Genomic DNA, 26207 nt, shown 5'->3' on the forward strand with positions numbered 1-26207 from the left:
GTATTGATAATGTCTTTGTGGAATTAAATGTTGATTACTATGAAGAAGTGTAAATTTGATATAGAAGCGTTTTTTGGAATACCTTTTGATTATGAAAATTGGTATGAAAGTATGATAGTGGAATTAACTGATGAACAGTTTGACCGTTATTGTGAAGCTTTGCGTCGATGGCAGGCAACTGATGAGTGGAAAAACTGGAACGACGAAAATGGTCATGACTACTTCATAAAGAGGGATTTACCTGATATTTGGCAGTTAATTCAGGAGCTGTTAGCTAAAGTAGCACCAGTTATTTGGGATGAACGTATTATTGGTTACTTAGATCAGATTAACGTTTATACAGCAGATGAAATATATGAAAGTATCAGGGATATTTGATGCTTTTTATATTTCTAATTGAGAAATTTATATGGATTTTTTAAAGAAAGTAATAACTCAAGTTTCGGATTTGGAATTCAAGCCGTTTGAGCATACTCTCTAACTGCAGCCAATCTCTTGTCATTCTCAATAATTTGGATAGTTAGTTCATCGGAGTCAGCATCAATGTGTTCTGAAACGACGGCTACCACCTCTATTATTATTGCCCATATCTTTTCAACCACCGTCAGTTCGTGTACTCCGAGGTACATGTCACCGAACAGTCCTCCTATGGTGTCATAGTCGAGGGCTCTTTTTATTGAGGCAAGTATGTTGTAGCGTATCATGTTCAAGGCAAAGATAGGTATAAAAATCCATACTTCCAAATCGTTTGTTTACCTATTTGTGTACACATGATTTTTCGTTGTTTTCTTATTGCTTGGTGAAAAACCATCAACAGCCATTGCTGCTTGCCATCTACGCATTGCGTCATAGGCTATTTACATTATCACTATACAATATTTTGTTACTCGCTTTTCTTGGGTAACAAAATAGTAACACAAAGGTAGCATATTAGTAGCATATAGATATGCATAACAAACACATTTTAACACAATGCAAAAACGCACGTAAACAGCTCATTTTGTGCTATTTACGTGCGTGTGAATGTCGTGTGTGTGCGTTTTAAGTATGTGTTAAAGATTGTTGTTACTTGCCCACGCAAAAGTGGGTAAAGATGTTCTGAAGCGTTTCTTGCGGAGTAATACGCTCTTCGCCAGTAATTTCTGCAAGGTAATCTATCACCATTCTTAAGTCTTCAGCAAGTAGGTCGCCGCTTAGTCCAAGGTTCATGGAGTCGATGACACGTTGTAGACTTTCGTCGGCATGCAGCAAAGCAGAGTAATGCCTAACGGATGTTATAACGATGTCGCTCTCGGAGAGTTGAGGGATGTTGGCTGCCTCAACAATGAGCTGTTCGAGTTTGGAGATATTTGTGCCGTACTTAGCACTAATGTCGACCGATGAGGAGTTTTGAATGTTGAAGTTTGAATTTTGAATTGTCTGCTTCGCCGATGAGGAATTATTCAATGAGGAATTGGTGAGATCCATCTTGTTGCGCACGATGATGAGCTTTTTGCCAGCGACGCGTGTCTTGATGTCATCAATCTCCGAATCAGACGGTTGCTTGTCAATTAGCCAAAGCACAATCTTGGCCTCTTGCATCTTCTGATAAGTGCGCTCTATGCCTATATTCTCAACAACATCATCTGTTTTGCGGATGCCAGCAGTATCGACAAAGCGGAACTGTATGCCATTGATGATGGTGGTATCCTCGATAAAATCTCTTGTTGTGCCGTGTACATCGCTCACAATAGCCTTCTCCTCATGCAGCAAGTGATTGAGGAGGGTACTCTTTCCTACGTTAGTGTTGCCAACTATAGCCACTGGAATGCCGTTCTTCAAGGCGTTGCCAACCTCAAAGGAACGGGCAAGCGAGAGAAGACGCTTATGAATGTCGTTGGCAAGGGTGTAGAGCTCGGAACGGTCGGCAAACTCCAGTTCTTCATGGTCGGAGAAGTCGAGTTCCAATTCCAATAATGATGTAAGCTTAAGCAGATGGGCACGAAGGTCGGCCAACTCGTTGCTGAAGTGCCCCTTGAGCTGACTCATAGCCATATCGTGCGTAGCCTTGTTGGTAGAACTGATAAGGTCGGCTACAGCCTCTGCTTGCGAGAGATCCATCTTGCCATTGAGGAAAGCACGCTGGGTAAACTCGCCTGGTCCGGCAGGAGAGCAACCATTCTCGGTTAGCAACAGCATAACTTGCTGAAGCACATAGGCAGAACCATGACATGAAATCTCTACAGAGTTCTCTCCGGTATACGAATGAGGCGCGCGGAATATGGATACCAGCACCTCGTCGACAACATCGTTATTGGCGTTGACAATATGGCCAAACGCAAGAGTGTAGGCCTTGCGCTCGGACAAAGAAAGAGTTGAGCCGACAGGACGGAAAATCCTATCGGCTATACTAATGGCCTTGGGGCCAGAGATACGAATAATGCCAATGGCACCACCAGGGGCGGTAGCGATGGCGCAAATGGTATTGTTGTTGAGCATTTAGATATAATTTCTTAACTGAGCTTTCGCAAGTTCAGAGAACTAAGTACTTTCGCTTGCAAAGCTTCATTTCTTAATTACGTTAGTTTTTAAAACTGTGAATTGGAGCCGGTATGCGACCACCACGGTCTACGAATGGCTGGCATGAGAAGGTGTTGACAGGCATGATGGGAGCATAACCCAAGAGTCCGCCAAAGTCGACCTTGTCGCCAACCTTCTTGCCAATAGCAGGAATGACGCGCACGGCTGTGGTCTTCTGATTTATCATACCGATGGCTGCCTCGTCGGCAATGATACCAGCAATAGTTGTAGAGGGTGTGTCACCGGGGATGGCTATCATGTCGAGACCTACAGAGCAGACGCATGTCATAGCCTCCAGTTTCTCGATGGTGAGGGCACCTGCCTCTACGGCATCAATCATGCCCTGATCCTCGCTTACGGGGATAAACGCACCACTAAGACCTCCTACATACGAGGAAGCCATGATGCCTCCCTTCTTAACCTGATCGTTAAGCAAGGCAAGGGCTGCCGTTGTACCAGGAGCACCAGGATGCTCGAGACCTATCTCGCGAAGAATGTCGGCAACAGAATCGCCTACAGCTGGAGTTGGAGCAAGCGAGAGGTCGATAATGCCGAATGGAATGCCAAGTCGACGAGAAGCCTCTTTGGCTACAAGCTGGCCAACACGTGTTATCTTGAAGGCGGTGCGCTTGATAGTCTCGCATAGTACCTCAAAGCTCTCACCACGAACTTGCTCAAGTGCATACTTAACAACACCCGGACCGCTTACACCCACGCTTATGACAGCATCGGGCTCGCTTACGCCATGGAAGGCACCAGCCATAAAGGGATTGTCGTCTGGAGCGTTGCACAAGACAACAAGCTTGGCACAACCGATGGACATACGCTCCTTGGTCTCCTCAGCAGTCTGACGCACAATGTCGCCCATAAGACGCACGGCATCCATATTGATACCAGTCTTTGTAGAACCGATATTAACCGAGCTACAAATAAGGTCGGTCTCAGCAAGCGCCTTAGGAATAGAGCGTATCATAAGTTCATCACTATGAGTCATTCCCTTGGATACGATAGCCGAATAACCACCAAGAAAGTTCACGCCTACAGTCTTGGCTGCACGGTCGAGAGTGCGTGCAAGCTCCACATAGTCGTCGGATGTCTTGCAGGCATTACCACCCACAAGAGCAATAGGAGTAATAGCGATGCGCTTGTTGACGATAGGCACACCTAACTCCTTAGAAATCTGCTCGCCTGTGCTTACAAGATTCTTGGCAAGGCGTGTAATCTTGTTGTATATATTATTGCATAGGGTAGGGAGAGAGTCGCTAACGCAATCCATAAGGCTGATGCCCATAGTGATGGTGCGCACGTCGAAGTTCTCCTTCTCTATCATCTTGTTGGTTTCGATAACCTCGTTGATATTAATCATGACGTATTAGTTTGTGTGATTAGATTCTATGCATTACATCAAATATCTCCTCGCGCTGGCACTTAACCTGCACGCCTACGCTCTCGCCAAGCTTTGTAAGTTCGTCGGATGCCTGAACGAAAGGCTTCTCCATTTTTGTCATGTCGACAATCATCATCATGTTGAAATACTCCTGTACGATGGTCTGCGATATGTCGAGGATGTTGACGTTGTTGTCGGCAAGATAGGTACACACTTTAGCAATGATACCCTTGGTGTCCTTGCCTACTACAGTAATGATTGTTTTGTTCATAATTAAAGCTAATTTATTTTTATTCCTGGAAATATTGTATTAGGGGTTGTGTTTGCTTACATTTGCATATCCACAACGTTGAGCCTTTCTCGAAGACACTATATATGGATATTGTATGGAGTGGTAGGAGGCTGAGCGCCTCCTACTTGTTTGGTATTACCTCCTTGATGTATCCGTGGCGATAAGCATAGAGCAAGCGTTCAAGGTCCTTGATCTGCTTGCCCAGCTCATGACCTATATCGGTATCGGCAACACGCATACGATGAGCCGACATCTCTACTATCTGTGTGGTAGACTTGATGTCGTTACATTTCTGTATGGCGTCCAAAGTGGATGTGAATGGCTCGTGTTGTACAAGCACAAATCCACGGCTGTGATAGACAAGGGTGTAGCCGGCAATACCAGTTTCCTTATGATAAGCCTGCGAGAAACCACCGTCTATAACCATAAGCTTACCGTTGGCCTTGATAGGATTCTCGCCATTGCATACATGCACAGGCACATGACCGTTGATGATGTGACGGTTGGCGCCCGTAACCTCGAAGGCATCCATAATGTTGTCTACAATCTGCTCGTTGTCGCGCAGCTTGAAGTAGTTGCCTTTCTCCTCGTTGTGCGTAGCCTTGTCGGCTATAAAGTAGCGCTCGAACGTAGCCATCTTCGACTTGTCGAACAACGGGCTGTCTGGTCCGCACCACAGGTAGAGGAAGAAGTCGGTAGCATACTTGCGTTCTTCCTCGGAAGAGTCGGTCTGGAAAGGTGTGCGTATAAGCATACCTATATTGTATAGCAACTCCTTGCCCGAGCACTTTATGCCAGGAGCAATTTCCACCTCCTTAAGCGAACCGTCGGCATTAAGAGGGATGGATGCATGGAATAGCAGGTTGTTGTTGAAGATGGCATACATGCAACCATGTCGCAGAATCATATTGATGTGCTTGTGCAGCTTCTCGGATACCTGGAACGAGTGGTTAAGCTTCTCCATCAGTTGCTTTTCCTCGGGCGTAAGTCGGTCGGGATGGTTGGGGTCGATGGTAGGGAAGGAGTTGCTCTTAAGCGGATACTCCTTGCCATCAAGAGTGATAGTGCCCTTATCGTAGTCGATATTGTGGAACAACAGACGGTTCTTCATCTTCCAGCTTGGGTTGCGCTTTATGATGGCAGCCTCTTCCTTAAACTGTATGATTGTAATGGCCTTGTGCATAAGAGCTGTAAGTCGACTTGTCTTCTGGTCGATGCGAGCCGAGTCAGCAGACGCAATCTTAGGCTGGAACTCCTCGCAAGGATCGTCGCCATATATTTCCATGGCAAAGGTTGCGAGAGGTACAAGGTTGATGCCATAGCCTTCCTCAAGTGTAGTAAGGTTGGCATAACGAAGCGACAAGCGTATAACATTACATTGGCAAGCGCGGTTGCCAGCCAAAGCTCCCATCCACAGGATATCGTGGTTGCCCCATTGTATGTCCCATGAATGATATTGCGATAGCGTGTCCATGATAATATGTGCACCTGGTCCGCGGTCGTAGATGTCGCCAAGTATATGCAGCTGGTCGATAGACAGGCGCTGGATGACATTGGATATGGCTATGATGAAATCGTCGGCACGACCAGTAGTGATGATAGTGTCGATGATGACGTTAACGTAATCGGTTTTGTTGGCATCGTCGGTACGCTCGTGCAGAAGTTCCTGGATGATGTACGAGAAATCCTTAGGCAATGCCTTGCGCACCTTAGAGTGGGTATACTTGCTCGAAACAAGGCGGCATACAGACACCAGTTGATGGATGGTGATGTGGTACCAGTCGTCTATGTTTGACTCCGAAGCCTTGATAAGCTCGAGCTTTTGGTCGGGGTAATAGATAAGTGTGCAAAGTTCCTTAAGGTCGGCTTCGCGCATGGTGTTGCCGAATAGCTCGTAAACCTTGCGTTGGATGTTTCCCGAAGCATTCTTCAGGATATGCTGAAAAGCCTCATACTCGCCATGCACGTCGGCAAGAAAATGCTCGGTACCCTTAGGCAAGTTCAGAATTGCCTGTAAGTTGATAATCTCGGTACTTGCTTCCGGGATATTGGGGAATGACTGTGCAAGCAGCTGCAAGTATTTCAAGTCGAGCGCAGAAATTTTAATATTGTTTGCCATAAATAGACTTTTTCATTAATGTTGTTGTATAGTTACGTTCTCCATTCGTTCCACCTCCTTACCATCAAGGCTTGCTAATGGCATAAAGCCTTCGGTAAGGTTTGCCTTGTTTCTTAATAGCGACATTGTGTGAGCGGCAAATTTAGACAGTTTCATTTTCTCCAATGTAGTTCTCATTAGATCCTCGTCGTAGTTGGTTTGGGTCATAGTCTCTGCTGTCTCCGTAAGGTAAGCATACGGGATGTTCTGCATCTTGTAGCGCTTGCGTATATATAGGATACGCGCGCATACATTATTAATACATTTGTCGTCGCTCCCCATATGCTCGATATACTGGTCGATATCGCGTTTGATTCTTGTCTCGTTTTCTTGAATTTCGGAAACATACAGATCGCATATCGCCTCGCTCATCAGCTGAACAGTAGTGAGCGAGGTGACATAAGGATTCTTAATCTGTCGGGTGTATGTATTTTTTGCAATTTGCTTGATTAATGATTCTTCGGCTGTTCCGCAAACGTGCACAACAGTCTTCAACTTGCTGATACGCTTTAGAGCATGGCGTGTGGACATGTCTTTGGTAGGATAGCCCTCTGCATCAATAAGCGGGGCAAGGCCCTCAACACATGTGAACACAACAGGCACGCCAATGCTGCGATACTTCTCAACACAACTGGCATTATGGGCATTCCACATGCCAAACACATGCACAATGTCGGGATTTGAGTCCACAACATCCACATTGTCACGAGTTTTTAGTTCATGACAAATCAACTCATACATTTTAAGATTGATGCAATCCAAATGTTGGTTAGATGGTATGATGTACTTTACCCTCATGTCAGAGTTTGTGCGTTGTAAAATCTCTCTTGTCTGATTTTGCGTATCTTATGTTTGTAGCCAACGAGTGCCATACGATGTACAGCTCGAAGAACACGGTTTTCCAGCATGCGATATGCTCGCCAAACTGGCGGTAAACCTTGACGGCTGCCATAGAGCGCAGCACCAAGGTAAGTATAAGCGCCAGGGACGCTACAGCAAGCACAATCCAATTTTGCAGAATTGAAGCAGCCACAATAGCGAGCAGCAGCACGATGTAGTTGAGATGCATCATCGTCATGTCTACATTATACAGAGCCCTAATGCCGAACGAGCGTTCGAGATACTTGCGCACGTTGGCATAGCAGATGTTGCGGTCGTGCCATGCTTTAAGTGTAGGCTTCTCTTCGCGTATCCATGCGTCCTCGTCTATTGCTATACGAGCAGAATCGGTACGTGCATACTTGTTTACAATAAAGTCGTACTCGCCATTAACAAGATGTAGGTTGCCGCGATAGCCATCGTCTTTGATAAACTCCGACTTGCGGAACGCTATGTTCACGCCATTGGCGCGATAGGCGATGGAACGCTGGGCGCATCTAAGCAAGTAGCAGTCGTTGCGCAATCGGTCGAAACGATAGAAGGTTTTTGCTTCCTCATCGTAGTTGCTGTATCCTATAACCAGATTGGCTTCGTTGTCCATATGGCTTGCCATAGACTTAAGCCATGTGTCTGACACGGGATGGCAATTAGAGTCGAGAAGTAGAACCCAGTCGTAATGTGCCGCCTTTACACCCAAGGCCACAGCCAGCTTCTTCTTGCTCATGAACAAAGAGCGCGGAGGAATGTATGTGGCGTAAAGATGCTTGTTCTGCGAAAACTGCTTAACAACTGTCTCCACATTCAAGTCGCCTTGTTCGCCTACAACCACCACCTCGTAAGCAGCGGGATAGTCTTGTGTAAGTAGCAACGGCAGATGTGCGTCAAGTGCCTGTGCGTTGTTGTTGGCAAGCACAAGAACCGTAACGTTGGGCAAGTGTTGCTCATCAACAAGTCGCGGGTCGGCTTCTCCCTCATTCTGTATCTTGCGTACAAAAGGATTGGCAAAGAGCGACGTGGCTGTGAGCAACACTATTATTAAACACGCTATTATTGATAAATTATCAATTATCATATTTTATTTGAAATCTTCAGAAATATAGCCTTTAGGCAATGGTCGGCAGTTGTACGAACTTGCCATTATCTCGCCATAGGCACCAGCAGAGCGTATCGCTATCAAGTCGCCACGATGACATTTGTTAAGGTCAATGGCCTTGGCAAACACATCGCTCGACTCGCAGATAGGACCTACCACGTCGTACGTCTCGGCAGGCTCATTGCTGCTGATGTTCTGTATCTTGTGCAACGCCTGGTAGAGAGCAGGACGTATCAAGTCGGTCATGCCTGCATCCACGATGGCAAACTGCTTGTATGTGCCTTGCTTTACGTAGAGTAGGCGAGTGATGAGCGATCCGCATTGTGCCACAACGGCACGTCCAAGTTCGAAGTGTACCTGCTGTCCATCGCGCAGGCGCAGATGTGTAGCATATGTCTTGAAGTACGACTTGAAGTCGGGTATTAGCTCGCGGTCGGGATTGTCGTAGCTTACACCTAATCCGCCACCCACGTTGATATTGTCAACATAGATGTTGTTCTGAGCCAACAGGGCTTGCAGCTCGTTGATGCGGTTGCAAAGAGCCTTAAAGTCGCCCATGTCGAGAATTTGCGATCCGATGTGGAAGTGTAGCCCCACAACCTTTATGCTGTCCAATGTCTTGGCATGCTCAATAACCGGAACCATGTCCTGCATAGCAATACCAAACTTGTTCTCGGCCAGACCGGTTGTGATGTTTGCATGGGTGTGGGCACCTATATTGGGATTGATGCGGAAAGCCACTCTTGCCACCTTGCCTGCCTCCTTAGCCAGAGAGGCTATTACGTCAAGCTCGGCGGTCGACTCGACATTAAAGCATAGGATGTCGTTCTCTATTCCCAACTTTATCTCCCAGTCGCTCTTGCCAACACCCGCGTAGACAATACCGTCGGAAGGGAAACCAGCCTCAAGGGCTGCCTTTATCTCTCCGCCGCTAACACAATCGGCTCCCAGTTCATGCTGACTGATTATACGAAGAACCTTCGGATTGGCATTGGCTTTAACAGCATAATGCACATGAAAGTTAGGATACTTGCCACTTTCTTCTTGTATAGTCTTTAATGTCTTACGCAACAGCTGCGTGTCGTAATAATAAAATGGGGTTTGAACTGTGTTAAACTTATCTACTGAAAACATCTTTTGCAAATTTTTAGGTGCGACATATACTTACGCTACTACTTACTTCTTGTTGTTGAACAGCACGTCCGACAAGCTTTGAAGAGCCTTCTTCTTATCCGATTCCTTAATTAGGAACGAGATGTTGTAGTTGCTGCCGCCATACGAGATCATACGTACCGGTATGGTCTTCATAGCGTCAAGCACCAAGGTCTCGAAGCCCAGGTTGCTCCAGTCGAGATCGCCTACAACGCAGACGATGCACATGTCAGAGTCTACTGTAACTGTGCCATACTTCTTAAGCTCGTCTACAATCTCGTTAAGGTGAGATGTGTTGTCGATACTCATCGAAACGCCCACCTCGCTTGTAGTAATCATGTCTATAGGAGTCTGATAGCACTCGAATATCTCGAACACCTTGCGCAGGAAGCCTGTGGCAAAGAGCATGCGGCTCGACTTGATCTTGATGGCTGTAATGTTGTCCTTGGCGGCTACGGCCTTGATTTTGCCCTTAAGCAGAACGTTGTCGATAATTGTGCCTTCGGCCTTAGGGTCCAATGTGTTCTTAAGGCGAACTGGGATGCCTGCAAACTTGGCTGGCTGAACACATGTAGGATGCAGAATCTTGGCACCAAAATAGGCAAGCTCGGCAGCCTCCTCGAAGTTGAGCTGGCGAATAGCCTCGGTCTTATCCACAACACGTGGGTCGTTGTTGTGCATTCCATCGATGTCGGTCCAAATCTGAATCTCCTCAGCTGGCAGAGCTGCACCAATAAGCGATGCTGTAAAGTCGCTACCGCCACGCAGCAGATTGTCTACCTCGCCATAGGCGTTACGGCAGATAAAGCCCTGTGTGATGTATACCTGATAGCCCTCGTTCTCCTTCATAATGGCCGTCAGCTTCTCCTTGATATACTGCGAGTCGGGCTCGGCATTCTTGTCTGTGCGCATAAAGTCGAAAGCCGACAACAGGCAAACCTTCACGCCTTGCTCCTCAAGATAGTTGGCCACCATGTTTGTGCTCATTATCTCGCCCTGAGCCACGATGTTCTTCTCCTCAAAGCTTGTGAAGAGGTCCTTGGTGAAAGAGCGGAGATAGTTGAACTCCGTAGCCAGGAACTCGCGTGTGCGCTGCTTGTATTCGTCTGTAGAATAAAGCTCCTCCACATGCTCCATGTACTTTCTCTCAAGATTGTTGATTACGTCGTTGGCGCCATCCGAGTTCTTCTTGTAGAGATAGTTTGAAATCTCAACGAGTGAGTTGGTTGTGCCCGACATTGCTGAAAGAACAACAAACACTTGTTCGCCTGACTCTGAAACCATTGAGGCAACAGATTTCATGCGCTCTGCGGTACCTACTGAGGTACCACCAAACTTCATTACTTTCATAATATTATTATTTTTTATTTTTTCAGTTCAAATAATGTTATTCTATTGGTCAGCATACTCCTTGGTGACATCCGTCAGAGTGTGCTCCTTGCATTTGTACACACGTCCAGGGAACTTGTCAATCATGCCAAGGTTGTGTGTTGATATAACCACCGAAGTGCCCGAATGGCTTATCTCGTAAAGCAAGCCCACAATCTTCTCGGCTGTATCGGGGTCGAGATTGCCGGTTGGCTCGTCTGCTATAATTATTTTAGGCTGGTTTAGCAAGGCGCGCGCTATGGCTATACGTTGCTGTTCGCCTCCAGACAGCTCGTGTGGAAGGCGGTTGCTCATGTCTTGCATGCCTACAGCCTCGAGCACCTTGAGTATGCGCTCGTCAATCTCCTTCTGCGATTTCCATCCTGTAGCCTTAAGCACAAACTGGAGGTTCTGCTTAACGCTACGGTCGTGCAGAAGCTGGAAGTCCTGGAAGATGATACCCATCTCTCTACGAAGTGCAGGTATGTCCTTGCGCTTTAGTGTAAGGAGGTTTCGCTCAAGCACCTCGGCTTTCTCGGCATCAGCCTTGTCGAAGTCAACCTCGCAATAGATCGACTTCAGCAACGACGATTTGCCCGATCCTACCTTGCCTATAACATAAACAAACTGTTCCTCGTCCACATGAAAGTCGACATTCTGAAGAATAACCTCGTCGGTCTGGTATATATTAGCTTTTTGATAATCTATTAGCATAAATGATAATTAATGTTTGTGCCAGTTGGGGTCGTGGCGCACCTGCAGCTCTTGGGCTATATTTTCAATGCGCAGACCTTTGCTTGTCAATAATACTATAAGATGATAGAACATGTCGGATGCCTCGTATATAAGGCGTTCGTTGGTTCCGTTTGTTGCTTCGATAACAGCTTCAAGTGCCTCTTCGCCAACCTTTTGGGCCATTCGGTTCAAACCATCCTTAAAGAGAGATGTAGTATACGAGCCCTCGGGCATCTCCTCGTGGCGCTTGTTGATGAAGTCTTGCAGCTCGGTAAGGAACAGCAAGGGATTGGCCTCGTTCTTCTCGCCCCAACATGTGTCTGTGCCAAGATGACAAGCCGGACCCACCGGATTGACTCTAACTAATAGGGTGTCGTTGTCACAATCGCTCTTTATACTTACCAAGTTCAAGAAGTTGCCCGATGTCTCGCCCTTTGTCCAAAGGCATTGGCGGCTTCGGCTCCAGAATGTCACCTTGCCAGTCTTTATGGTTTGTTCGTATGCCTCCTGGTTCATATAGCCCAGCATCAGCACATTGTTGGTTATGCTGTCTTGAATTATGGCAGGTACAAGTCCGCCTTGTTTCTCAAAATCTATCTCCATAAGCATTTATATAAAATAGTTTAAACCGTTTATATTCTTACCTTTACGCCTTTTTGTTTAAGATATTCCTTAAGCTTGGGTATCTTTATCTCGCCAAAATGGAACACGCTTGCAGCCAGGGCTGCGTCGGCCTTGCCCTTGGCAAATGCGTCGTAGAAGTGGTCCATGCATCCGGCTCCGCCACTTGCTATAACCGGAATCTTAACCTTCTCGGCAAGCATGGCCAATGCGTCGTTGGCAAAGCCTTGCTTCACGCCATCGTGGTTCATGCTGGTAAAGAGAATCTCTCCGGCACCACGGTCGGCCACCTCGGTAGCCCAGTCGAGCAACTTAAGGTCTGTGCGCTCGCGTCCACCCTTTACATAGCAATACCATTGGCCGTCGGCCTCCATTCGTGCGTCTATCGCGCACACGCACACTTGCGATCCAAAACTGGCAGATATCTTATCTATCAGATTAGGGGTGCGTATGGCAGCCGAGTTGATACTTACCTTGTCGGCTCCTGCAAACAGCAGTCGCTCCACATCCTCAAAGGCGTTTATGCCGCCACCTACCGTAAATGGAATGTTGATGACCTGAGCCACCTTGCCCACCATATCGGTAAATGTCTTGCGTCCATCTGCGCTTGCGGTAATATCGAGAAACACCAGTTCGTCGGCACCTTGATTGCTGTATTGCCTGGCAAGCTCAACGGGGTCGCCAGCGTTGCGAAGGTTTACAAAGTTTACTCCCTTTACCGTAGCGCCATCCTTTACATCCAGACACGGAATTATTCGTTTAGCCAATCCCATAGAGTAAATGTCTTATTTTGTTAATATCTATAAGGCCCTCGTAGTAGGCCTTGCCAAACACCACGGCGGGTATTCCGGCCTGGTCCAGACTCAATATGTCGTCGGCCGACGATACGCCTCCGCTTGCTATCAGATACAGGTCGGGGAATCGTTCCATCAGTTGCTTGTACAGCTCGATTGACGTGCCTCCCAAGGCTCCGTCCTTGGCTATGTCTGTGCAAAGCACCTTGCTGATGCCCTTCTTGCGATAGTGGTCTATAAATCCGAACACGTCGCAGTTGGTATTGTCTATCCATCCGTTGATGGCAATATTCTTGTCGCGCACGTCGGCACCAAGTATTATTCGGTCGGCTCCGTAACGCTTAATCCATGCTTCAAAGGTTTGAGGGTCGGTATAGGATATGCTTCCTACGGTTGCCATCTTGGCACCATTGTCGAACACCTTGTCCATGTCCTCCTGAGTCTTAATGCCGCCTCCAAAGTCGATGCTCAGGCTGGTTGCCTGGCTTACGGCACGCAGCACATCGGCATTAACCACATGTTTCGACTTTGCTCCGTCCAGGTCTACCATGTGCAGCCTTTTAAACCCCATGCTGGCAAACTCCTGTGCTATGGCCACGGGGTTGGCGTTGTACACTTTCTTTTGTGAGTAGTCGCCCTTTGTAAGCCTTACACATTCGCCATTTATTATGTCGATTGCCGGTATCAAATCAATCATACGCGCATAATTTTTATATTAACCACTATAACTTCAAGAAGTTCTCCAATAATATCTCACCAACTCTTCCGCTTTTCTCGGGGTGAAACTGGGTGGCGTAGAAGTTGTCCTTGTGCAGAGCCGCGCTAAAGGGCTGGATGTAGTCGGCCTGTGCTATGGTATAATCGCATACCGGCACATAGAAGCTGTGCACGAAGTAGACAAAATCTTTCTGTGTGATACCGTGGAATAGGGGAGTGCTGAGGTTGTTAATCTCGTTCCATCCCATAGCCGGAATCTTGTCTGAAGGTTTGCCTGATTTGAATTTCATCACGTCTACTGGGAATATGCCCAGACAGTCGGTATCATCCTCCTCAGAATGTCGGCAAAGCAGTTGCTGGCCTATGCAGATGCCCAAAACGGGTTGTTGCAAGCCACGAACAAGGCTGTCGAGCCCATGCTGCTTTAGATACTTCATCGTTGGTCCTGCGGCTCCCTGACCAGGGAATACAACCTTGTCGGCACTTTGTAGTTCTTCTGCTGAGTCGGTCAGGATAGGATTGCACCCGATACGCTCAAGCGCATTAACCACCGAACATATATTTCCAGCATTATATTTCAATATCGCTACCTTCATCGGCCCTGTGTTTTCGTTATATTAATATTATTGTCACGCAACATCTGCATTTTTATAGCAGAAAACATGCAAACTCTTACAAATCGTTGGCAAAGTTACAAATTTTCTTTTAAAACGCTTGTAATTTGTCAACATTTAATGGATTTATAATGTTATATCAGTATAATTATGCACGTTGTATATATTTATTGTCGAACTTTCTCAAGTTCGTAGCCTCTGTTGCTTCTTTAGTTTGCCTTTAGCTCCTCAAGTTCTTCCGAAAGCAGGGTCCATCGTTCCTCTTCCTCGTCCATGCGTTGCTTTATGGCTGTGTATTCGTTCACAACAGTCATGTCGGAAGCTCCCTCGGGCGTGCACAGTATGGCATCGAGCTCCTTCAGGCGGTCTTCCATAGCGCTAATCTTCTTCTCCGACTCCTCCACCAGCTTCTCGGCTTTTCTTATCTTCTTCTGCTGCTCCTTATGTTCGGCATAGCTTAGCTTGGCGGGTTGGCTGCCGTCTGTGGATGTCTCGGCAGAGTCGACCTTCTTCTTGTTGTCGTCGGCGTTGGTCTTGGCAAAGACGGTTGTGGCGTTCAGGTCGTTAAGACTCTCCATGTTGCGCGAGCGCAGATAGTCGTATATGCCTCCAAGATGCTCCTTCACCTTGCCTCCGCCAAACTCGTACACCTTCGACACCAGTCCGTCGAGAAACTCGCGGTCGTGGCTTACTATTATAGCCGTTCCGTCGAATGCCAGAATGGCCTCCTTAAGCACCTCCTTCGACTGTATGTCCAGGTGGTTGGTAGGCTCGTCGAGGATAAGCAGGTTTACGGGTTCAAGCAGCAAGCGTATCATGGCCAGTCGGCTGCGCTCGCCACCCGACAACACCTTCACCTTCTTGTCTATAGCCTCGCCTCCAAACATAAACGAGCCCAGGATGTTCTTTATCCTCAGTCTGATGTCGCCCTTTGCCACGTTGTCGATGGTCTCGAATACGGTCAGTTCGCCGTCGAGCAGCTGGGCCTGGTTCTGCGCAAAATAGCCTATCTGCACGTTATGACCCACCTTAAGGTTGCCGTCGAAGGGAATCTCGCCCATGATACACTTAACAAGCGTAGACTTACCCTCGCCGTTCTTGCCCACAAACGCCACCTTTTCGCCACGCTTTATCGTTAGGTTGACGTCAGCGAAAACGTTGTGTGTGCCGTATGTCTTGCCCAAGTCCTGACAGATAACGGGGTAGTCGCCCGATCGCAGGCATGGCGGAAATTTAAGGTGCATGGACGAGTTGTCAATCTCGTCTACCTCTATCGGCACAATCTTCTCAAGCTGCTTTATTCGGCTTTGCACCTGAACAGCCTTTGTGGGTTTGTAGCGGAAGCGCTCGATAAAGTCCTTAATATCGGCTATTTCCTTCTGCTGGTTCTCGTAGGCGCGCATCTGCTGCTCGTGGCGCTCAAGCCGAAGCTTGACGTATTCGTCGTACTTCACCTTATAGTCGTTAATCTGTCCGCACGAAATCTCAATCGTTCGGTTTGTCACATTATTTATAAAGGCGCGATCGTGACTTACCAGTATCAAGGCCTTGGCACTTTGCTGTAAGAAACGCTCCAGCCATCCTATACTCTCGATGTCCAGGTGGTTGGTGGGCTCGTCAAGCAGTAGCACATCGGGATGTCTAAGTAGAATCTTAGCCAACTCTATACGCATGCGCCATCCGCCCGAAAACTCGCTTGTAGGACGGTCGAAGTCGTTGTGTGTGAAACCCAGACCTACAAGCGTGCGCTCAATCTCGGCCTCGTAGTTTTCGCCACCAAGCATCAGGAAGCGGTCGTGCTCCTGGGTGAACAGCTCAACCAGCTCGGTATAGCTCTCCGACTCGTAGTCGGTACGTTCGGTCAACTGTCGGTTCAGTTCGTCTATGCGCTCCTTTAGCTTGATAGTATCAGAGAAAGCCTTGCGCGCCTCTTCCTTTACAGTAGTGTTGTCTTGCAGAACCATTACCTGTGGAAGATAGCCAACCGTAGCGTTAGTTGGAACAGACACATGTCCCTCGGTTGGGCTTTGCAAGCCGCAAATTATCTTCAACATAGTAGACTTTCCTGCTCCATTCTTGCCCACAAGGGCTATGCGGTCGCGGTCGTTAACAACAAAGCTGACATTGCGGAATAGCGGTTTTGCGCTAAATTCCACCGTCAAATTCTCTATACTTATCATCTCTTATTTTATAACTTGCTGATTGTTAGTTGATTATTGATAATAAAATTTCTTTCGGGTACGCTTTTCGAGTCAGTCTTGGCTGTTCTACAGCAGACTGTCAAGCTGTACTAACCATTTGTAGCCAACCTTTTTCATCGGTATGCAGAACATCTGCTCGCCAACGATAGTGCCCTTCTTGCCAACCGAGTCGCTCCTAAGGAAGTTCTTAACCGTAATGTTTGCGGTAGCCTTGTCGTCGTCGTACGAGAAATCATCTATGGTACATACAGCCGAGTCGGGTTGCGAGTTAAGCAAATCCAAATCAGCCTGGTTGATATTTGCCGCCCTATACTTTATCCATTTCAGCGAGCCGTCTGTACAATAGGCGGCAGCTTGCTTATAGCGCAGATTGAAGTAGTGCTGGGCAAACGTCTTGACGCGCTCCTCGGCAGCATTCTCGTCCTTGCTTGTGCATGCCGAAAACAGCATAGCCAGCATACATACAGCCCATACCGCTATTATTGATGATTTCTTTCTGTTCATTATCTATTTTTTCTTTTGTAGGACTAGTTGACTTACCCGCCCATTTAAATATGCAAAATTAATTAAAAACATTGATAAATCCAAAGAATAATGAGTAACTTTGCATAAACTTTGAAAGGAATAAAAATAATATATGGCAAGACAAAACAATTTTAAATCGTATGGCCCTCAGTCTGGCGACAGCAAACAGCTTGTTGTGGCATCGGGTACAGAAGCTCCATTGCTCGAATATCTGCTAAACAACGTTAAGGAGAGCCGCAACAAGATAAAGGCTACGCTTCAGGGACGCGGCATCAAGGTCAACGGCAAGGTTGTAACTCAGTTCGACCTCGCCCTTAACCCCGGCGACAAGGTATCTATCAGCCGACACAAGAGCAGCAACACATTCAAGAGCCAATACGCCAAAGTGGTGTACGAGGACCGCTGGATTGTGGTAGTAGAGAAGAACATTGGCATACTTTCGATGGCTGCCGGACACTCATCGCTTAATCTGAAGACGTTGCTCGACGACTATTTCCACAAGTCGCGACAGAAGTGCCGCGCACATGTTGTGCATCGTCTCGACCGCGACACAAGCGGACTGATGATTTATGCCAAGGACATCGACACAGAGCAGATTCTGGAGCACAACTGGCATCAGATAGTGTACGACCGCCGATATGTGGCTGTGGTGAGCGGAGAGATGGAGAACGACAACGGAACCATTGCCAACTGGCTTAAGGACAGCAAGGCTTACATCACCTACTCGTCGCCCGTGGACAATGGCGGCAAGTATGCCGTAACGCATTATCATGTACTCAACCGCACTACCGAGCACTCGCTTGTGGAGTATCGCTTGGAGACTGGCCGCAAGAACCAGATTCGTGTCCACTCTGCTGACATGGGACATCCTGTGTGTGGCGACGTAAAATACGGCAACGGCGACGACCCTATCCACCGTCTATGCCTGCACGCCTACATGCTTTGCTTCACACATCCCGTAACAGGCGAGCGCATGGAGTTTGCCACGCCAATTCCTACATCGTTCCGCAGCTTGTTTAAGTAATTGAGCTTTTGCAAGTTCTTCTTCGACTATCCGCTTGGGCTATTTCGGTTATATTCGTGGCACCTTTCGATTATATTCGTGGCACCTTTCGATTATTCTCGTGAGCTTGTGCGAATAGTCGGTTGAAGACTGTTGGATGGCTTGCTTGAATATTATATTGAGATGCAGCTTATCTTTTACAAAGGTAATACATTCGAAAAATAGCAATCATACGAAACAATACGTTTCGTGCGATTTCCAAATTTGCTCAAGAAACCTTTATTTTGCGCCACTTGCATGCGTGCCAAGGATAGTTTAAAGCATAGCCTCTCGAGGCAGATGCATAGATTTTGCACTTGCGAGAGTTTCAAAAGCACGCTTTTGAAGCCTTTTCCGAGGTTTCATATCGCCTAATTAGAGGTTTTACTGAGGTTTTATGTAACATTTGGGACACCTATTAATAAGCTAAGTCGTTGGTTATCAGCCTTTAAGAGGAAAGTTGATGTTAACTAGCGTTACAGTTACAGTTGTTACAGTTTTATTTTCAAGGGTTACAGCTTCCCCCATTTATATATATAACTATTTGATTATTAATTAGTTATAAAGTCTTTAATAAGGGGTTTGTAACATCATTACCCTTTTTGTAAAAACTGTAACTGTAACTGTAACGCCAAGAGCCTTCAGCCCACCTTATGGAGAACCTTTTGGTTCATCCAGAATATGGAGTGATTCAATTATGAACCTATAAGTAGCGGAGGTCTCCGGCCTCCGCAGCACCAAGTCGAATACAAATCATCATTACTAATAATACAAGAGTTTGTATCATTGATTGCTGTGGAGGCCGGAGACCTCCGCTACAATATAAAACTTGTTACATTATACCCCCATTTATCTGCTCAAATGCCTCGTTTGTCGGCAGATTTCGTAAAAAAACTGCTCCTAAAAGATGGAGATAAAAGTGCACAAGTAGATTGTAAAGGCAGGATTTGCAATAAAAACGAGTGTTTAAAACATGTCGTTTGAGGCCTGTAAGAGGAAAAATTGATGAATAATGTGGCATTATACTTGCTTGGCTTATTGCTAACAAAAGCTTGAAGAATGAGGTAAGTAGCTGATAATAAACCAATAACAAGCCTTGGAGATAAAGACATGAATAAGCCAAGCGTTTCAGTTTCAGTTGTTTCAGTTGTTTTTAAGGGGGTGTCAAATTTCGTTTCTTCTATATAACCTATTGATTATTAATTAGTTATAAATGTTTAATAAGAGGGTTTGATACATAACTGACCCTTTGAAACGCAACTGAAACTGAAACAACTGAAACGCCTGATTGTTATAAGGTTCATTTGATATTTGGAGTGATACAACTGGAGTTTATCGTGGAGGTTGGCGTCTTGATATTCGTATAATGGACGTATAATTATACTTGTAGTTCTTTTGTATGTAGTTCCCACAGAATGCACGGATCACACAGAAGCCTACGGGCTTAAGCTTTCGAATCCACAGAATGGCCTACGCTTCGCGAGGCAAGAATCCACAGAAATGATTGCTTGCGCCGCCATAGACAGCGAACCATACTTAACCTCGGCGACGCTACACAAGCAATCAATTCTGTGCCTTCTGTCGTATGACGCGCAGCGTCTATACGCTCTGTGTATTCCAAAACCTTAATCCCGTAGGCTTCTGCTTTCTATGTTAAAATCCAAATGTTTTGACCATTATTTTCATTTTAAGCTGAGATTTTATATTCTGGGGTATAAAGCTGGCGGTTTCTGGCCATGGCAGTGACCAAATGCACGAGTTTGTTCTTCACATTGTTCAGTGCAACCTGCTTCTTCTTTCCACGTTCCACGAGACGCATATAGTACCTTGCAATAACAGGATTGAAGTTCACGGCAGCCAGTGCAGCCTGCGTCAGCATGGACTTTATCTGACGGTTCGCCATATAGTGCACACGAGGATCTGAATGCACGCTGGTGCCCGAATCCTTGCCGAATGGGGCTATGCCGTAGTAGCAGGCAATCTTCCTTGAATCGTAGTTGAAACGACGGAAGTTGTCGGTGTATACCATCAGACAGACAGCATTCTGCGTTCCTATACCAGGCACCGAGGTCACGATGGTGAACACCTCGGTGAGTTCCTCGTCTGACTTGATGAGCTCGGCGATTCGCTTGTCTATTTTCTCTACTTCCTTGTTGAGTTCAGACACGATATGCCTTCCGCTCTGCGAGATCATTGTCTTGACAGGAGACTTCTCCATTGTGAGTTTCTTCTCGCCTCTGCGCACTTGAAAGCTGCATCTGTGTCTTATAACCATCTGACGATACAGAAACAGTTCGCGCAGTTGTGCAAGTGACTCGCTAAGTGGCTCGTACATAATGGCTCTGTCGTAATTCCTCATTGCGTATTCGGCAATCATCGAGGCGTCGGCGCGGTCCGACTTCAATCGTCTGAGACCTGATGCATCCTTGATGCTCTTGGCATTCTCAAGCCACATGTCGTAGCCTTTACCATAGAGAAAGTTGCACAGTCCCTTGCTGTAGTCGCCCGTATTCTCTCCACAGAAGAGCCACAGGGAAGAGTCGATGCCGTAGGAATTCTGCTCCACCCACTTGACCAGTTGCTTGTAGCCAGACACAGTTGTCTTGAACTCGTTAAACATTCGTGCAGCTGTTTCTGTCAGTCCATCTGCAAAAATGATAGCCACATCAACTTTTTCTTTCGAAAAATCAACTCCAATAAATAAATTCTTCATATCTTTGTACGATTTTAGTTATGTAGAATTGGTCAATAGTTGTATGGACTAACACTCTAACAAGGCTCAGAGCCGATAACTTTCTATCTGGTCTTTGCAACTATGTCGATGAGGTCCGAAACAGAACATAGTCTTCAGACTTGTGCGATCTTTGGTTTACCTCTTCGACAGACCGATTCTACCTTTTTACAACAAAGGTACGAAACTGTCTTTAGCAATCATAGTTTTACCTTGATTATTTAGCCTAATTGCTTTCTTCTGCAAACTTAGAGTGTGNCTTGTGCGATCTTTGGTTTACCCCTTCGACAGACCGATTCTACCTTTTTACAACAAAGGTACGAAACTGTCTTTAGCAATCATAGTTTTACCTTGATTATTTAGCCTAATTGCTTTCTTCTGCAAACTTAGAGTGTGGTCTGTGCGTTCTGTGGGAACTACAAGCAAAGGAGATACAAGTACAAGAGCCTCTCCCCGATAAACTGCAACTTACACTTCTATCACTCCATATTCCGGATGAACCAGTTATAAGTGTTTAAAGAAATCCTTCTACTGGCACAAAATTTGCTCTTTAATCTCTGAGGACTGCTGTGGTGACACAGCTGGCGAATAAGATAGAACAAACAACGAAAAACAAAGATAAGGAGGATTGGTTATGGCATTTATTGACTATTATAAAATACTTGGTGTAGACCGCAATATACCGCAAGACCAGGTGCGCGAGGCGTACCGCAAACGTGCAAAGCAGTTTCATCCCGACTTGCACCCTAACGACCCTAAGGCAAAGGCTAAGTTTCAGGCTCTTAACGAGGCTTACGACGTGATTTCAGACCCGGAAAAGCGTAAGAAGTACGACCAGTATGGCGAGAAATGGCGCGAGGCTGACGCTTATGCTCAACAAGGTGGAGCTGGCGGAACTGATGGCAACTTCTACTGGAGCTCGGATGGTGGAGCAAGTGGAGGAGGCTCTCCTTTCGAGGGTTTCGACTTCTCGGGATTCGGAGCTGGAGAGGGTGGCTTCTCAAGTTTCTTCAAGGACCTTTTTGGAGCCAAGGCAGGTCGCTCGTCGCGCACACGCAACAGCGCACGCCAGAATAGTGGCGAGATGAACGCAAGCGTTAATATCGACCTCTACACGGCTTTGCTTGGTGGCGAGGTAATTATACAGCTGGGCAACGGACAGAAGCTTAAGCTGAAGGTAAAACCTGAGACACAGAACGGCACTAAGGTGCGTCTGCGTGGCAAGGGATATGATAGGGGAGACGGAACGTTTGGCGACTTGATTATAACCTACAACGTGATGTTGCCTACAAACCTTACCGAGCATCAGAAAGACTTGCTAAGGCAAATGCGTGGATAAATAAACAAAGGCGCAGAACACATGAAGCAATGATGGCTTTGTGTTCTGCGCCTGTTTTTATATCCTATAATTTGTTTGTTTTATAAGCTATTCTTCTATTCTTCGCCATCGGGAGTGTGCAATATCACACTTGTGGCGCCTATTGTGAACAAGGTGTCGTTCTCTATCACACGTTGCTCACGGTCGCCCAATATAACGTTGTCGACGAATGTGCCGGTATAGCTGGGTCCATCCTTAAGGATGTATCTTAGGTTGCCCTTCTTGTCGCGACTTACGGTTATAGAGCAATGGTTGATGTCAATACTGGGATCGTTGGTCTCGATGGCGCAGTTTACGCCACTATTCTTCATGTATCTGCCTATAACGTTGACACCCATCTGTAGTGGAATAACCTGCTTGTAGTGGAACACATTCTCAATAACCGTGATGTAGCCATACTTGTTGCCGTCGGCATTATCGTCGGGATTGTCCTCCTTCTGCGTGTTGCGCAATTTTGACACGCCTATACGTATGCCGAATTGCTTGCCGCATTGGGGGCATTGAAACACTAATGACTGTCCTTCCTTGTATTTATTCTCGTCGAAAGTGATGTAGTTGTCACACTTAGGGCATCTTACTCGCTTCATTCTTGCTTGTCTGTTGTATAAAATGTTATTTTATCTCTGTAATCCAGCATCCGGCAAACTCGCCTTTGCTCTCCAGCTCGCGCTGAACCTTGTTGGCATCGGCTCGATTGCCAAACTTCTTGTATATAATCTTTGTCATTCCGGCCGATGTGTGTACGCTTGCGTCAATCATTCCTCTTTTATGCAGCTGTTCTACATAAGCCTGGGCATTCTTCTTGGTTATGCGGCTTGCCAGAACTATGCTGTAATAGGGTATAGAGGCATTGTTGCTTGTTGCAGCCCCAACGGTTTTGGCATTTGCTGCCATATCGTCAGCAGTCTTTGCCATCTTTGCAAGCGAGTCGGACGGCTGGGCGTCGTTAAGGCTCTTGGGCTTGCCGCTTGTCAGGTCCTTAGGCATAATCTCGTACAATAGATTGGTGTCTATAGACGTGTGCTTTAGGTTGGACGTGCTTGCCTCGCCAAGCTTTGAGGGGAACGATAGGAATATGAAGAGCACGACGCATGCCGCAGCGATGTGCTTTATAACGTTTATCGGAATGCGCACGGCTATCTCGTCCTTCTTCTTGGGTTCTTTCTTAATCTCTTGCTTTTCGGGCTGCTGCAGCGGTCCATTGGCGGCAAAAATAGAGTTGGCTCCAATAACAACGCTGTTGCCAATAGCCTGTTCCTTGGCTTCGGCCTCAACGTTGTTATCTGCCATCGCCTCTTCCTCAACCTTAAGTTTCTGAATTTCAAACGACTCGAAACCATAGAGATAGGGCGAAATCAATCCTGAAGCTTCGGGGATGAAATCGTAGTTGCCATCCTCAAGCATAACAATCTTACCTAATCCGCATATTGTGTGGCTGCCTTCTTCCTCAATCTCACGCTTTAGGGCGTCAACCTCCTGCTCAATCTTTCTTAATGCTTCGGGATAGCTTATCTCGTAGCAATTGACGTACGATTGGGCTAAGAGCGAATCGTTCATCGTCAAGCTCTGGTTGAAACCAATGGTTCGTGATGGTGGGAAGAATACATTCTCCTTCTCGTTAAAAGTTGCTGCCAGATTATGCGCCATGAAGCCACCAAATCCCGGGACAATAACACAGTCATTGTCCAAAAGCAGCTCTACTATATGTCTTTCTAAATCTGTCATAGTGCAAATTTACGAAATAAAAACCGAGTAGCAAACTAAAATGCGAAAAATAGCGAAGAAATGATTAAATTTTATTTATAGGTTTGCAGTTACGCACGAAAAATAGTATCTTTGCACAGCATAAAAGAAGACAACCTATATATGTTTAATTTGAGAAAGATATACATGCCTTTCTTGTGTATCGATTTGGCCTTGGCGTTGTTTGCGTGCTCTGGACAAACCCCAAAACAAGAAAAGACCGAAGAAGACTTGACTGCCAAGAAGAATTTGCAAGGAATTTGGCTTGACGACGACGATGATGATGTGGCCTTTCGTGTTAAGGGTGACACCATCTTCTTTCCCGACTCCACAAGTGCACCTACATATTTCCGTGTAGAGCGCGACTCGTTTGTGCTCTTTGGCGGCAATACTGTGAAATATCATATCGTGAAGCAAACACCACACTTGTTTGTATTTGTAAATCAAAATGGCGATAAGGTTAAGCTGAAGAAGACCAACGACATGTCTTACCTCGACTTGTTTGCTACTAAGACGGTTTTGCACATCAACCAGAACAAGCTTGTTAAACGCGACTCCATTATGTATTACGGCGACGAGCGCTACCATTGCTACGTGCAGATTAATCCTACAACGTACAAGGTAGCAAAGGCTTCGTACAACGACGATGGCGTGGAGGTAGACAATATGTATTACGACAATATTATTAACCTCTGCATCTATAAGGGTGCGACCAGCTTGTTCTCAAGCGACTTGCGCAAGGAGATGTTTAAGGATGTTGTGCCCGAATCGTTTGTAAAGCAGGCCGTGTTAAGCGATTTGACGTTCGTTAATGCCGACAAGGAGGGTCTACACTTCTTTGCTATACTCGCTATTCCTGAATCGTCCATCAATTATATGGTGGAGGTTGTTGTGGGGTATAACGGCAAGCTACATAAACGAATTAAGAAATAGATTGAATATGAGGGGTTGTTAGAAAACTTTACTTGAACTCAACCTCGCAATACCCTGAAAGCAAGTCGGTTCGCTGACCAATAGCTCTATAATACACCAATGCTTGGTACGTGTTTTCGGTTTGAAAGAAGTTGCCTTCTGACGTAACAGGCTGAGGTTTGTCGTTGTCTACCACCACGTATCGGTACGAATAATATCCTTGCTTAAGCCTTACTTTGGCCTCGTACATCTTGTCAATCTCGTTGTAGGTCATAAGATATTGGGGGATGTACTGGTTGTTGGTCCATGCGCCATTGATGTAGACGTCGCCCCTCTGGCGCGGAGCCTGCAGGCGAAACTCTACAACCACATATTCTGAAGCGCGGTCGTTTTCTATATTGTCGCTATTGCGAATGTAGAAAGCTCCGTTAGCGTCTTCGTCGTAGGTATAGCTGGGACGTGGCAGATCGGTCCATACGCGTGCACGATATTGGCTGCCGTCCCACCATGTGTCTTCTATGCCGAGCGTTGGGTTGGATACCGACAGAATCTCGAACTTGCGATATTCGTTGCCGCCATTAAATATCAGGGCCTTGTTGTGTTGCCACTTCATTCCGTCAACCGTCTGATATTGCGAGGGCACATTTCGGCGTGCGTTGTTCCAGTCGCCATTCTGCAGAACCACGGTCTTTATCTCCTCACTTGGATTGGTTATTCTTAGGGAAGGATAGCCCACAGCCAAAGCCACCTGTTGATGACTCTTGTTTGTGTCGATGTCTGTGTTTGATGTCACTTGCATAGACACATTAATGAGTGGGTCTACCACCATAAAACAGGCGGTAAATATGGTGTCGCCCTCGTTCTCGTCGTAAACCGTAAGGCGGTAATTGCCGCTAATCTTGGGTCGGCAACGCTCGTTAGGAATGGAGAAACTGTAATGTGTGTAAAGGGTGTTGGTGTTGATGGATTCCTCGGCATTGTCTATAGTGTTGCCATCTGCAAAACCCTCGCAATAGTCGCTCTCAAAAATTCCTTCGGACACGCTCCAGTCGGCTTCGCAATGTTCGAGTTTATAAGCATAGCGGCGGTATTGATGGGTTAGGTCGTCGAACGACACGTTGATAGGGTCTGTGCCATTAAGCTTGATAATGGGCATAGACAGCCAGTTGTTGCCCGCCACAACCTGTAGCGAGGCAATATTGTCCGACTTTATAATATGGTTTTGGGCGTTGGCAGAGCCCGAGAAACTGGCAACCAACGCCAAAGATATGATGCTATGATGGATATTCTTCATACAGATTCTACA

The 26207-nt window shown here is 46.5% G+C and carries 24 protein-coding genes; 4 read left to right on the forward strand and 20 right to left on the reverse strand.

Annotated features, from left to right (window positions below):
- The first annotated feature begins 39 nt into the window (after positions 1-39).
- Positions 40-378 carry a hypothetical protein gene (locus tag C9991_RS10275; protein WP_157949442.1) on the forward strand — a complete coding sequence of 113 codons (339 nt, stop codon included), beginning with the start codon at positions 40-42 and terminating at the stop codon, positions 376-378.
- Positions 379-455: 77 nt separating this feature from the next.
- Here C9991_RS10275 and C9991_RS17090 read toward each other — a convergent pair whose 3' ends face one another.
- From C9991_RS17090 to C9991_RS10355, 16 genes are all read right to left on the reverse strand, one after another.
- On the reverse strand, positions 456-743 hold the full coding sequence (locus tag C9991_RS17090; RefSeq protein WP_232823306.1) for a hypothetical protein: 288 nt from the start codon (positions 741-743) through the stop codon (positions 456-458).
- A gap of 322 nt (positions 744-1065) precedes the next feature.
- Positions 1066-2478, reverse strand: coding sequence for a tRNA uridine-5-carboxymethylaminomethyl(34) synthesis GTPase MnmE (gene mnmE / locus C9991_RS10285; protein WP_106812427.1), 1413 nt, complete (start codon positions 2476-2478; stop codon positions 1066-1068).
- Positions 2479-2560: 82 nt separating this feature from the next.
- Positions 2561-3925, reverse strand: coding sequence for a PFL family protein (locus C9991_RS10290; RefSeq protein WP_106812428.1), 1365 nt, complete (start codon positions 3923-3925; stop codon positions 2561-2563).
- A gap of 19 nt (positions 3926-3944) precedes the next feature.
- Positions 3945-4217 (reverse strand): ACT domain-containing protein, encoded by a 273-nt coding sequence (locus C9991_RS10295; protein ID WP_106812429.1) that lies wholly within the window; start codon positions 4215-4217, stop codon positions 3945-3947.
- Positions 4218-4359: 142 nt separating this feature from the next.
- Positions 4360-6357, reverse strand: coding sequence for a fructose-1,6-bisphosphatase (locus tag C9991_RS10300; protein WP_106812430.1), 1998 nt, complete (start codon positions 6355-6357; stop codon positions 4360-4362).
- Between the two features lie 15 nt (positions 6358-6372).
- Positions 6373-7137 carry a hypothetical protein gene (locus tag C9991_RS10305; RefSeq protein WP_157949443.1) on the reverse strand — a complete coding sequence of 255 codons (765 nt, stop codon included), beginning with the start codon at positions 7135-7137 and terminating at the stop codon, positions 6373-6375.
- 58 nt (positions 7138-7195) lie between these two features.
- Positions 7196-8347: a glycosyltransferase family protein gene (locus C9991_RS10310; RefSeq protein WP_106812432.1), complete on the reverse strand. Its 1152-nt coding sequence runs from the start codon at positions 8345-8347 to the stop codon at positions 7196-7198.
- Between the two features lie 3 nt (positions 8348-8350).
- A complete protein-coding gene (lysA, locus tag C9991_RS10315; RefSeq protein ID WP_106812433.1) occupies positions 8351-9511 on the reverse strand; it encodes a diaminopimelate decarboxylase in 1161 nt (386 codons plus the stop codon).
- 33 nt (positions 9512-9544) lie between these two features.
- Positions 9545-10870 (reverse strand): aspartate kinase, encoded by a 1326-nt coding sequence (locus C9991_RS10320; protein ID WP_106812434.1) that lies wholly within the window; start codon positions 10868-10870, stop codon positions 9545-9547.
- Between the two features lie 42 nt (positions 10871-10912).
- Positions 10913-11602: a cell division ATP-binding protein FtsE gene (locus C9991_RS10325; protein WP_106812435.1), complete on the reverse strand. Its 690-nt coding sequence runs from the start codon at positions 11600-11602 to the stop codon at positions 10913-10915.
- A gap of 9 nt (positions 11603-11611) precedes the next feature.
- Positions 11612-12226: a bifunctional phosphoribosyl-AMP cyclohydrolase/phosphoribosyl-ATP diphosphatase HisIE gene (gene hisIE / locus C9991_RS10330; RefSeq protein ID WP_106812813.1), complete on the reverse strand. Its 615-nt coding sequence runs from the start codon at positions 12224-12226 to the stop codon at positions 11612-11614.
- Between the two features lie 29 nt (positions 12227-12255).
- Entirely contained in the window at positions 12256-13017 is a 762-nt protein-coding gene (gene hisF / locus C9991_RS10335; protein WP_106812436.1) for an imidazole glycerol phosphate synthase subunit HisF, read from the reverse strand.
- A complete protein-coding gene (hisA, locus tag C9991_RS10340; RefSeq protein ID WP_106812437.1) occupies positions 13004-13735 on the reverse strand; it encodes a 1-(5-phosphoribosyl)-5-[(5-phosphoribosylamino)methylideneamino]imidazole-4-carboxamide isomerase in 732 nt (243 codons plus the stop codon). Before hisA ends, hisF begins: the two co-directional genes overlap by 14 nt.
- Positions 13736-13760: 25 nt before the next feature.
- A complete protein-coding gene (hisH, locus tag C9991_RS10345; RefSeq protein WP_106812438.1) occupies positions 13761-14351 on the reverse strand; it encodes an imidazole glycerol phosphate synthase subunit HisH in 591 nt (196 codons plus the stop codon).
- A 227-nt stretch (positions 14352-14578) separates the two neighbouring features.
- A complete protein-coding gene (locus tag C9991_RS10350) occupies positions 14579-16549 on the reverse strand; it encodes an ABC-F family ATP-binding cassette domain-containing protein (RefSeq protein WP_106812439.1) in 1971 nt (656 codons plus the stop codon).
- 87 nt (positions 16550-16636) lie between these two features.
- A complete protein-coding gene (locus tag C9991_RS10355) occupies positions 16637-17074 on the reverse strand; it encodes a hypothetical protein (RefSeq protein ID WP_157949444.1) in 438 nt (145 codons plus the stop codon).
- Between the two features lie 133 nt (positions 17075-17207).
- On the opposite strand from C9991_RS10355, the gene C9991_RS10360 reads away from it, so the two are divergent.
- Positions 17208-18119: an RluA family pseudouridine synthase gene (locus C9991_RS10360; protein ID WP_106812441.1), complete on the forward strand. Its 912-nt coding sequence runs from the start codon at positions 17208-17210 to the stop codon at positions 18117-18119.
- Between the two features lie 1705 nt (positions 18120-19824).
- Here C9991_RS10360 and C9991_RS10370 read toward each other — a convergent pair.
- Positions 19825-20850 carry an IS110 family RNA-guided transposase gene (locus tag C9991_RS10370; protein WP_106810849.1) on the reverse strand — a complete coding sequence of 342 codons (1026 nt, stop codon included), beginning with the start codon at positions 20848-20850 and terminating at the stop codon, positions 19825-19827.
- A gap of 652 nt (positions 20851-21502) precedes the next feature.
- Between C9991_RS10370 and C9991_RS10375 the strand changes: the two genes are divergently transcribed.
- The gene (locus C9991_RS10375; protein WP_106812443.1) at positions 21503-22207 is read left to right on the forward strand and encodes a DnaJ domain-containing protein; all 705 of its coding nucleotides are present in this window, start codon (positions 21503-21505) and stop codon (positions 22205-22207) included.
- Between the two features lie 95 nt (positions 22208-22302).
- Here C9991_RS10375 and C9991_RS10380 read toward each other — a convergent pair whose 3' ends face one another.
- A complete protein-coding gene (locus tag C9991_RS10380) occupies positions 22303-22833 on the reverse strand; it encodes an FHA domain-containing protein (RefSeq protein ID WP_106812444.1) in 531 nt (176 codons plus the stop codon).
- 25 nt (positions 22834-22858) lie between these two features.
- Entirely contained in the window at positions 22859-23971 is a 1113-nt protein-coding gene (locus C9991_RS10385) for an HU domain-containing protein (protein WP_106812445.1), read from the reverse strand.
- A gap of 141 nt (positions 23972-24112) precedes the next feature.
- Between C9991_RS10385 and C9991_RS10390 the strand changes: the two genes are divergently transcribed.
- The gene (locus C9991_RS10390; protein ID WP_232823307.1) at positions 24113-24922 is read left to right on the forward strand and encodes a DUF4738 domain-containing protein; all 810 of its coding nucleotides are present in this window, start codon (positions 24113-24115) and stop codon (positions 24920-24922) included.
- A 28-nt stretch (positions 24923-24950) separates the two neighbouring features.
- On the opposite strand, the gene C9991_RS10395 is transcribed toward C9991_RS10390, so the two are convergent.
- The gene (locus C9991_RS10395) at positions 24951-26195 is read right to left on the reverse strand and encodes a type IX secretion system plug protein (protein ID WP_198643786.1); all 1245 of its coding nucleotides are present in this window, start codon (positions 26193-26195) and stop codon (positions 24951-24953) included.
- Between the last annotated feature and the right edge of the window lie 12 nt (positions 26196-26207).

The organism is Prevotella merdae, from assembly GCF_900290275.1.
Classification (GTDB): Bacteria; Bacteroidota; Bacteroidia; order Bacteroidales; family Bacteroidaceae; genus Prevotella; species Prevotella merdae.